At 32.6% G+C, this 9985-nt stretch carries 9 protein-coding genes; all 9 read left to right on the top strand.

Translation table 11 applies throughout. The features are described 5' to 3' along the window. The coding region (gene rsmH, locus ACIQZC_RS06425) for a 16S rRNA (cytosine(1402)-N(4))-methyltransferase RsmH (RefSeq protein ID WP_396138413.1) at positions 1-835 on the top strand (835 nt) is incomplete at its 5' end. Positions 836-840: 5 nt separating this feature from the next. Next, positions 841-1197 (top strand): FtsL-like putative cell division protein, encoded by a 357-nt coding sequence (locus ACIQZC_RS06430; RefSeq protein WP_396138414.1) that lies wholly within the window; start codon positions 841-843, stop codon positions 1195-1197. After that, on the top strand, positions 1188-3167 hold the full coding sequence (locus ACIQZC_RS06435; protein WP_396138415.1) for a penicillin-binding protein: 1980 nt from the start codon (positions 1188-1190) through the stop codon (positions 3165-3167). The genes ACIQZC_RS06430 and ACIQZC_RS06435 overlap by 10 nt, the downstream gene beginning before the upstream one ends. Next, positions 3164-4627 carry a UDP-N-acetylmuramoyl-L-alanyl-D-glutamate--2,6-diaminopimelate ligase gene (locus tag ACIQZC_RS06440; RefSeq protein ID WP_396138416.1) on the top strand — a complete coding sequence of 488 codons (1464 nt, stop codon included), beginning with the start codon at positions 3164-3166 and terminating at the stop codon, positions 4625-4627. The genes ACIQZC_RS06435 and ACIQZC_RS06440 overlap by 4 nt, the downstream gene beginning before the upstream one ends. A gap of 33 nt (positions 4628-4660) precedes the next feature. Further along, on the top strand, positions 4661-5881 hold the full coding sequence (gene mraY, locus ACIQZC_RS06445; protein ID WP_396138417.1) for a phospho-N-acetylmuramoyl-pentapeptide-transferase: 1221 nt from the start codon (positions 4661-4663) through the stop codon (positions 5879-5881). Between the two features lies 1 nt (position 5882). Then, positions 5883-7217: a UDP-N-acetylmuramoyl-L-alanine--D-glutamate ligase gene (gene murD, locus ACIQZC_RS06450; protein WP_396138418.1), complete on the top strand. Its 1335-nt coding sequence runs from the start codon at positions 5883-5885 to the stop codon at positions 7215-7217. Positions 7218-7330: 113 nt separating this feature from the next. Beyond that, on the top strand, positions 7331-8680 hold the full coding sequence (locus ACIQZC_RS06455; RefSeq protein ID WP_396138419.1) for an FtsW/RodA/SpoVE family cell cycle protein: 1350 nt from the start codon (positions 7331-7333) through the stop codon (positions 8678-8680). Then, a complete protein-coding gene (gene murG, locus ACIQZC_RS06460; RefSeq protein WP_396138420.1) occupies positions 8681-9766 on the top strand; it encodes an undecaprenyldiphospho-muramoylpentapeptide beta-N-acetylglucosaminyltransferase in 1086 nt (361 codons plus the stop codon). A gap of 70 nt (positions 9767-9836) precedes the next feature. Then, on the top strand, positions 9837-9985 hold a 149-nt coding region (locus tag ACIQZC_RS06465; RefSeq protein WP_396138421.1), incomplete at its 3' end, for a Mur ligase domain-containing protein.

The raw sequence follows: 9985 nt of genomic DNA on the forward strand, positions 1-9985 counted from the left end.
TGGAGTTTATGTTGACGTAACCTTTGGTGGTGGAGGACATTCAAGAGAGATGCTGAATCGATTAGGTATAAATGGAAAACTATTTGCTTTTGATCAAGATCTTGATGCATTAGAAAACACAATTGCTGATGATCGATTTACACTAATAAACGAAAATTTTAGATTCATAAAACGATTTTTACGTTTTCACGGAATTAAACAAGTAGATGGAATTTTAGCTGATTTAGGGGTTTCATCCCATCAATTTGATGTGGCCGAGCGGGGTTTTTCTACTCGATTTGATGCTGAATTAGATATGCGAATGAATCAAAAAGGTGAAATCAGTGCTTATCATGTTGTGAATGAATATGATGAACAAGAAATTGCACGTGTATTATTCAATTATGGCGAATTAAAAAATGCTAGAGCAATGGCAAATGCAATTGTTACAGCAAGAAAGGATAAGCAGATTAAAAACTCGGAACAATTAAAACAAGTTCTCGCTAAGTTTTTACCAGCACATAAAAGCAATAAAATTTTAGCTCAGATATATCAAGCAATTAGAATCGAAGTAAATCAAGAGATGGATGTTTTGAAAGAGTTCTTAGAGCAATCTTTAGAACTTTTAAAGCCAGGCGGTCGTTTAAGTGTTATTTCGTATCATTCTTTAGAAGATCGATTGGTGAAACGATTTGTTAAAAACGGCATGTTTGAAGGAGAGCCAGAGCGCGATTTTTTTGGAAATTTTGAAGTGCCTTTCAAGATAATTGAAAAACTTATTGTGCCTTTAGAAGCTGAAATTACAATTAATAACAGAGCTCGAAGTGCAAAACTAAGAGTGGCTGAAAAAAGATAGTAGGAATGAAAAACGGAATTTACAGTTTATTAAAAGCAAAATTTCTTATCAGTGATGATGCGCTTAAGAATTGGAAATTTATCGTTTTTTTAGTGGTTTTAGGAATGATTATGATTGCAAACAATCATCAATATGATGCTAAAAACTACAAGATTACTGAGTTGACAAACCAAGTTAAAGAATTGCGATCAGAGTTTGTAGATCGTCGTTCAGAATTGATGAAGTTAAAAATGGAATCTACAGTGGAAAAAAAAATGGAAACCCGTCAAATTTTCCCCTCTGAAGAACAACCAACAAAAATTATAGTTGAAAGTAAAAAAGATAAAAAGAGTTTTTGGGATAAATTAAAAATATGGCAATAGAAGATAAAAAAATATCGTATCGCATGTATTTTGTAGCCTTCTTATTTTTTATGATGGCTGTCTTTGTTTTGATTAAACTCAATAATATTCAGTGGGTAGAAGGAAAGTATTACAGAAAATTAGGCAATAAACGTACCGTTAAAAATTTTCCTATACCTGCAAATAAAGGAAATGTATATTCTGCAGATGGAAGTTTATTAGCAACTTCAATTCCTGAATATGCTGTTTATTTTGATGCAGTCGTACCTTCAAATACACATTTTAGAGATAATTTAAAAAACCTTTCGGATTCATTATCAACAATGTTTGGAAAATCTGCAGGATATTATCAAGCTAGATTGCAAAAGGCAAGAGCTAATAAAAGCCGGTATGTTTTCATCGCAAAAAAACTAAGTTATACCGAGCAAGTTCGTTTAAAATCATTTCCATTATTTAATAAAGGAGCAAATAAAGGTGGAATTATAATTGAACAAAAAACGGTTCGGAAGCATCCTATTGGTTTGGTAGCAAAACGAACCATTGGTTATGAACGATCAAATGAAGATGGGAAAGGTCTTGAATATGCATTTAGAAATTATTTGAATGGTAAAAATGGCCATAGAATGATGCAAAAGATTGCAAAAAATCAATGGAAACCTATTAGTGATGTAAATGAAAAAGATCCTCAAGATGGTTATGATATTATTTCTACTATAGATGTTTATATTCAGGATATTGCACACCATGCTTTATTAAAACAATTAGAAATTTACAAAGCTGATCATGGTTGTGTGGTGGTTATGGAAACAAAAACCGGACACATTAAAGCCATTTCAAATTTAGGAAGGGGAGAAGACGGAAGCTATTTTGAAACTCAAAATTATGCAATAAACGAAACACATGAACCAGGCTCTACCTTTAAATTAATTGATTTAATTGCTGTTTTAGATGACAAAAAAGCCGATACAAGCACGGTTTATGATTCGCATGGCGGATTAATAACTTATTATAAGAGAAAAGTTAAAGATTCCAACAATAGAGGTTACGGTAAAATATCGTTAGCTAGAGGTTTTGAAGTTTCGTCTAACACAGTTTTAGTGCAATCAGTTTATAATAATTACAAGAATAATCCTAAGCAATTTGTTGATAGAATTAATAGTTACGGATTAAATAAACCACTAGGACTTCCTATTAAAGGTGAAGGTAGATCCTATATTCCCTATCCAGGCACTAGCGGTTGGTCGGGTACAAGTTTGCCTTGGATGGCTTTTGGTTATGGTTTGTCAGTGACTCCATTACAAACATTAACAATGTATAATGCGGTTGCTAATAATGGCGTGATGGTCAAACCTATTTTTGTTAGTGAAGTAAAGGAATGGAGCAAAACCATTAAAAAATTCAATACCGAAATCATAAATCCAAAAATTTGTTCACAAGAAACATTAGGCAAAGTTCAAGCAGTTTTAGAGAATGTCGTTAAAAAAGGAACGGGTTCAAAATTGTATTCAAAAGATTTCTCGATGTCGGGAAAAACCGGAACAGCTCAAGTTAATTATGGCAAACCAGATATGTATTATGCTTCGTCTTTTGTTGGTTATTTTCCAGCTGTTCAACCTAAATATTCATGTATTGTAGTAATTCATAAACCCGATAAAACGGTAGGATATTATGGTGCCGATGTTTCTGGACCAGTATTTAAAAGAATTGCACAAAAAATATTTACCGATTCTCCAGCAACAAATCACGTAAAAAATATTGAAGCTAAGGTAGTATCGCAAGAAAATAAATACAACAACTATTACAAAGAAGTAGTAAAAGAAGGTCAAATTGTTCCTAATGTAAAAGGCATGGAAGCTATGGATGCCATAGCATTGCTAGAAAACTTAGGTTTAAAAGTAAAAGTTATTGGATTAGGAAGAGTAAAGAAACAATCGATTACCTCGGGACAAAAAATTAATAAAAATCAAACTATTATAATCGAATTATCGTGAAACGCCTAAAAGATATATTATACAGAGTTAGCATTGAAGCAGTTCATGGAGCTACCGATGTAACTATTTCAAAAATTGAATTTGATTCTAGAAAAGTGGAATCAAATACTGCTTTTGTGGCGATAAAAGGTACACTTTCAGACGGTCATGATTATATTGAAAAAGCAATTGCACTTGGGGCAAATGTTATTGTTTGCGAACAATTTCCTGAAACTATAGTGCAAGGAATTACCTATGTGCAAGTTAACGATACGAATGAGGCTTTAGCGTATTTATCGGCTAATTTTTATGATAATCCATCGGAGAAAATTAAACTGGTGGGTGTAACGGGTACTAATGGTAAAACGACAATTGCTTCATTATTATATCAGTTATTTAAAAAAGCAGGATATAAAGTTGGATTGCTTTCAACCGTAAAAATAATGGTGGATACAGAAGAGTTTAAAGCTACGCACACGACTCCTGATTCACTGACGTTAAATTATTATTTGGACCAAATGGTTCAGGAAGGTTGCGAATTTTGTTTCATGGAAGTGAGTTCACACGGAATTCATCAAAAAAGAACAGCCGCTCTTCAATTTGCGGGAGGCATTTTCACTAATTTATCACACGATCATTTAGATTATCATAACACCTTTGCCGAATATCGCGATGTAAAAAAATCGTTTTTTGATTATTTGCCAAAATCGGCATTTGCAATTACAAATTCCGACGATAAAAATGGAGTAGTAATGCTTCAAAACACAAAGGCAAAAAAAATCACCTATGCGTTAAAATCGTATGCCGATTATAAAGCACAAATTTTAGAAAATCAATTATCAGGATTATTGCTAAAAATTAATGATAACGAAGTTTGGGTTAAATTAATTGGTTCGTTTAATGCCTATAATTTATTAGCTATTTATGCAGTTGCGGTCGAATTAGGAATCGAAAAAGTTGAGGCATTACGGTTACTTTCAGAGTTAGAAAGTGTTTCAGGACGATTTCAGTTTATTGTTTCCGATACTAAAATAACGGCTATTGTAGATTATGCTCATACGCCAGATGCCTTAGAAAATGTGTTACAAACTATTGATAACATTCGTACAAAAAACGAACAGCTAATTACAGTTGTGGGATGTGGTGGCGATCGAGACAAAACTAAACGACCAGTAATGGCAAATATTGCTTCAACATTAAGCGATAAAGCCATTTTTACGTCAGATAATCCAAGAACCGAAAATCCAGAAATAATTATTCAAGAAATGGAACAAGGTGTTGAACCTCAAAATTTCAAAAAAACCATTTCCATTTTAGACAGAAAACAAGCCATTAAAACCGCTTGTCAATTAGCAAACCCAAATGACATTATTTTAATTGCTGGAAAAGGACATGAAACCTATCAAGAAATAAACGGAGTGAAATATGATTTTGATGATTTAGAAATAGTTACCGAATTATTACAACAATTAAATAAATAAGCCATCATTAACCTTTAAAACTAAGCAAATATTATGTTATTCTATATTTTTCAATACTTAGACAAAGCATTTGATGTTCCTGGAGCGGGTGTATTTCAATACATAACTTTTCGTTCGGCATTGGCTTTTATTTTATCGTTGTTGATTGCTACGATTTACGGAAAAAAAATCATCAATTATTTAAGAAATCAACAAGTTGGTGAAACTGTGCGCGAACTAGGATTAGAAGGACAAACCGCAAAAGCCGGGACGCCTACAATGGGAGGAATTATCATTATCCTAGCAACTTTAATTCCGGTATTATTATTAGCAAAATTGAATAATATTTACATTATTTTACTAATTGTGACTACCATTTGGATGGGAGCCATTGGTTTCATAGATGATTATATTAAAATATTTAAAAAAGACAAACAAGGATTAAAAGGTATTTTTAAAGTAATTGGACAAGTTGGTCTTGGATTAATTGTGGGAACCGTATTGTATTTAAGTCCAGACGTTACCGTTAGAAAAGATACAGTAACTTCTAGGGTAAAAATAGAAAACAATTTAAAACCATCTGATTTAGAAGAAAAATCAACATCCACGACCATTCCCTTCATGAAAAACAATGAATTCGATTATGCCGAGGTGCTTTCATTTATGGGTGATGATTATAAAAGTTACGCTTGGTTGATCTTTATTCCTATGGTTATTTTGATCATTACTGCGGTTTCAAATGGAGCTAATTTAACCGATGGTATTGATGGTTTGGCGGCTGGAACTTCCGCTATTTCGGTATTAACTCTTGGTTTATTCACATTCGTTTCTGGAAATATTATTTTTTCAGACTATCTGAACATTATGTACATCCCAAATGCAGGAGAAATGACGATTTTCATCGCTGCTTTTGTAGGTGCTTTAGTTGGATTTCTATGGTACAATGCTTATCCCGCATCCGTTTTTATGGGCGATACAGGAAGTTTAACCATTGGAGGAATTATTGCAGTTATTGCAATTGCCATTCGAAAAGAATTAATGATTCCGGTAGTTTGTGGTATTTTCTTAGCTGAAAATCTTTCGGTGATTGTTCAAGTTAGTTACTTTAAATATACGAAAAAGAAATATGGAGAGGGAAGACGCATTTTCTTAATGTCTCCATTACATCATCATTATCAAAAGAAAGGATATCACGAAAGTAGAATAGTAACCCGTTTTTGGATTGTTGGAATTCTATTAGCTATTTTCTCTTTGGTATCATTAAAATTAAGATAGCATGCGATTGGTTGTTTTGGGAGGTGGAGAAAGCGGAGTAGGTACCGCAATTTTAGGAAAGCAAAAAGGATATGATGTTTTTGTTTCCGATTATGGAAAAATAAAAGACAGTTATAAAGAAGTTCTTACAAATAATGAAATTATCTGGGAAGATGAAAAGCATACAGAAGCATTAATTCTGAATGCCGATGTAGTAATGAAAAGCCCTGGAATTCCTGAGAAAGCACCTATTGTCAAAAAACTCATCGAAAAAGGAATTTCAGTTATTTCTGAAATTGAGTTTGCAGCCCAGTTTACAGAAGCTTTAACTATAGGAATTACAGGCAGTAACGGAAAAACGACTACCTCATTATTAACTTATCATGTTTTAAAACAAGGTGGATTAAATGTCGGTTTAGCAGGAAACATCGGAAAAAGCTTTGCCTGGCAAGTAGCTGAAAATAAGCATGATGTTTACGTGTTAGAATTGAGTAGTTTTCAATTAGATGGAATTATTAATTATAAGCCACATATTGCCATCATTACAAATATTAGCCCAGATCATTTAGATCGATACAATTATGATTATAATTTATACATCGCATCAAAATTTAGAATAACAAAAAACCAAACGGAAGCAGATTATCTAATTTATGATTATGAAGATGAAGCCATACAAAATTGGTTAAGTAAGAATACAATTAAAGCAAATAAAGTTCCATTCTCGCTTTCAGAAAAGCTTGAAAATAACGGAGCATTTTTAGAAGACGACAAATTTAATAGCACAATTAATAAAGAACTATTTACTATGCAAATCAACGAACTAGCCTTAGAAGGAAAACACAACATTAAAAATGCAATGGCAGCAACTGCTGTTGCTCAGTTGTTGAATATTAGAAAACAAACCATTAGAGAAAGTTTGACTAATTTTCAAGGTGCAGAACACCGTTTAGAAAAAGTATTAAAAATACAAGGGGTGCAATATATTAATGATTCAAAAGCCACTAATGTAAATTCGGTTTTTTATGCATTGGACAGCATGACGACGCCTACCGTTTGGATAGTTGGAGGTATTGACAAAGGGAATGATTATGACGAGTTAATGCCATTGGTTCGCGAAAAAGTAAAAGCCATTGTTTGTATTGGAGTAGACAACGCCAAGATATGCGATGTATTTAATAATGTAGTAGATATTATGGTTGAAACAACCTCCATGTCAGAAGCAGTTCAGATTGCAAAACGCTTAGCAGAAAAAGGAGATACGGTGCTTTTGTCTCCTGCATGTGCTAGTTTTGATTTGTATGAAAATTATGAAGACAGAGGAAATCAATTCAAACAAGCGATTTATAATTTGTAAAAATTCCAAATAATAAATTCTAAAACCCAAAAACAAATAAGAATCTATAAATAACATTTATAGACCAATTATCAATCAAAATACAACAATACAATATACATTATAAAAAAAATATGTTCGATATCATTGGTAAAATAAGAGGAGATAAAACCATTTGGGCAATAGTGTTTCTATTAGCTTTGGTTTCTTTTTTGCCAGTTTATAGTGCCAGTACAAATTTAGTTTATGTAATCGGTAAAGGTTCAACAATAGGCTATTTATTCAAACATTTTATTCACGTAATGTTAGGGTTTGCCATTGTATTTTTTATTCATAAAACACCTTATCATTATTTTAAAGCATTATCTATTTTTGGAATTCCACTTGTAATATTACTACTGGTTTATACTTTATTTAAAGGAACTGTAATTGATGGTGCAAATGCCAGTCGATGGATCCAAATTCCTTTTGTAGGTATTAGTTTTCAAACATCAACCATTGCATTTATTGTGCTTATGATTTATGTTGCACGTTATTTATCTAAAGTAAGCGACAAAGAATATTCATTTAAAGAATCACTGTTAGAATTATGGCTACCTGTTTTTGCTATTTTGGCTTTAGTACTTCCTGCTAATTTTTCTACTACGGCTTTGATTTTTTCTATGGTTTGCATGCTGGTTTTCATTGGACAATATCCCTTAAAATATTTGGGTTTTATTATTGGAGCAGGTATTGCAAGTTTATTATTTTTCATCATGGTTGCAAAAGCATTTCCAGATGCAATGCCCAATCGTGTTGATACTTGGATTAGTCGTATTGATAGTTTTTTTGATGACAAACCAAATGACGATGATTACCAAATTGAAAATGCAAAAATAGCCATTGCCTCTGGAAAAATTTATGGTCTTGGTCCCGGAAAAAGTGTACAAAAACATTTTTTACCGCAATCTTCCTCCGATTTTATTTTCGCAATTATAGTCGAAGAATATGGATTAATCGGAGCTGTCGGAATTATATTTTTATATCTACTCTTGTTCATTCGATTTATTATTGATGCCCAAAAAGCAACAACATTATTTGGAAAACTGCTAATTATTGGACTTGGTTTCCCAATTATTTTTCAAGCATTCATAAATATGGGAGTTGCAGTTGAGTTATTGCCCGTTACCGGACAGCCGTTGCCGTTAATTAGTAGTGGTGGAACTTCTCTTTGGATGACTTGCATAGCTATTGGAATTATATTAAGTGTTACAAAAAAGGAAGAAGAAATTGCTTTAGATTTAGACGATAAACGTAAACGCGACGATGCGTTACAACAAATTATAGACGCACAAGTTGCCCTAAATGAAGAAAAAGAAGTGGATGAAAATCAGCAAAAAATGGAGGAAATGAAATACTCCATTAGAGAAGAATTAAGTAAAGACGAAGGAGATAGTTTGTATAACGGACAAAATCCTATGAATAGCGTAAGAAATAAAGAATAAATGAAACAACCTAAATTCATAATTAGCGGAGGCGGCACTGGAGGACATATCTATCCTGCGGTAGCCATTGCTAACGAATTAAAAGCACGTTTTCCAGAAGCGCAATTCCTTTTTGTGGGTGCGCAAGATAAAATGGAAATGCAAAAAGTGCCTCAAGCAGGTTATGAAATTAAAGGATTATGGATTGCAGGTTTACAAAGAAAGTTAACTTTTCAAAATGTATTGTTTCCAATAAAATTAGCTTCAAGTTTGTTGAAATCTTTTTTTATTCTAAAAAGTTTTAAACCAGATGTGGTAATTGGTACAGGAGGTTTTGCAAGCGGTGCGGTATTAAAAGTAGCATCGCTATTAGGAATTCCAACTTTAATACAAGAGCAAAATTCATATCCAGGAATTACTAATAAATTACTAGCTAAAAAAGCCAATGCTATTTGTGTAGCGTATGAAAATTTGGAACGATTTTTTCCAAAGGATAAAATGATATTAACAGGCAATCCGGTCCGACAAGATTTATTGCTTCAAGCAAATAAAAGCGAAGCGAATGCCTATTTTAAGTTAGATGAATCTAAAAAAACAATATTAATATTAGGCGGAAGCTTAGGTGCAAGAAGAATCAACCAATTAATTGAAAAAGAACTAGATTTTTTACTGAGCCAAAACATTCAAATCATCTGGCAATGCGGAAAATTGTATTTAAATGACTATTCAAAATACAATGAAAAGGATAGTGTTCAAGTGGTAGCTTTTATTGACCGAATGGATTTAGTTTATGCTGCTGCAGATATCATTATTTCGCGTTCCGGTGCCTCTTCGGTTTCGGAATTATGCATTGTGGGTAAGCCTACGATTTTTATTCCATCGCCCAATGTAGCAGAAGATCATCAAACGAAAAATGCCAAAGCGATTGTAGATAAAAAAGGGGCTATCCTTCTAAAAGAAAACGAATTGAATGAAAAATTTGAAACTACATTTTCAGATATAATTTCAAATGAAAATTTGCAAATAGAATTAAGTCAAAACATAAAAAAATTAGCTAAACCAAACGCAACAAAAGATATTGTTGAAGAGATAGTTAAATTAGTTTAAATGTTTCAAGTTCCACGTTTCAAGTATATAACCTGAAACAAATCAAACTTGAAACCTGAAACAAAAATATATGAACCTAAACCAAATACATAACGTATATTTTATCGGCATCGGAGGCATCGGTATGAGTGCTTTGGCTCGTTATTTCCAAAATATCGGTAAAAATGTAGCGGGTTATGACAAAACGGAAACGCAATTAACAGACGAGTTGCAAGCGTT

Source organism: Flavobacterium sp. (assembly GCF_044338735.1).
Taxonomy (GTDB): Bacteria; Bacteroidota; Bacteroidia; order Flavobacteriales; family Flavobacteriaceae; genus Flavobacterium.

Excerpts from the sequence above, each read along its gene's own strand:
- ACIQZC_RS06430 (WP_396138414.1), top strand. The coding sequence starts at position 841 with ATGAAAAACGGAATTTACAGTTTATTAAAAGCAAAATTTCTTATCAGT.
- ACIQZC_RS06435 (WP_396138415.1), top strand. The coding sequence starts at position 1,188 with ATGGCAATAGAAGATAAAAAAATATCGTATCGCATGTATTTTGTAGCC.
- mraY (WP_396138417.1), top strand. The coding sequence starts at position 4,661 with ATGTTATTCTATATTTTTCAATACTTAGACAAAGCATTTGATGTTCCT.
- murD (WP_396138418.1), top strand. The coding sequence starts at position 5,883 with ATGCGATTGGTTGTTTTGGGAGGTGGAGAAAGCGGAGTAGGTACCGCA.
- ACIQZC_RS06455 (WP_396138419.1), top strand. The coding sequence starts at position 7,331 with ATGTTCGATATCATTGGTAAAATAAGAGGAGATAAAACCATTTGGGCA.
- murG (WP_396138420.1), top strand. The coding sequence starts at position 8,681 with ATGAAACAACCTAAATTCATAATTAGCGGAGGCGGCACTGGAGGACAT.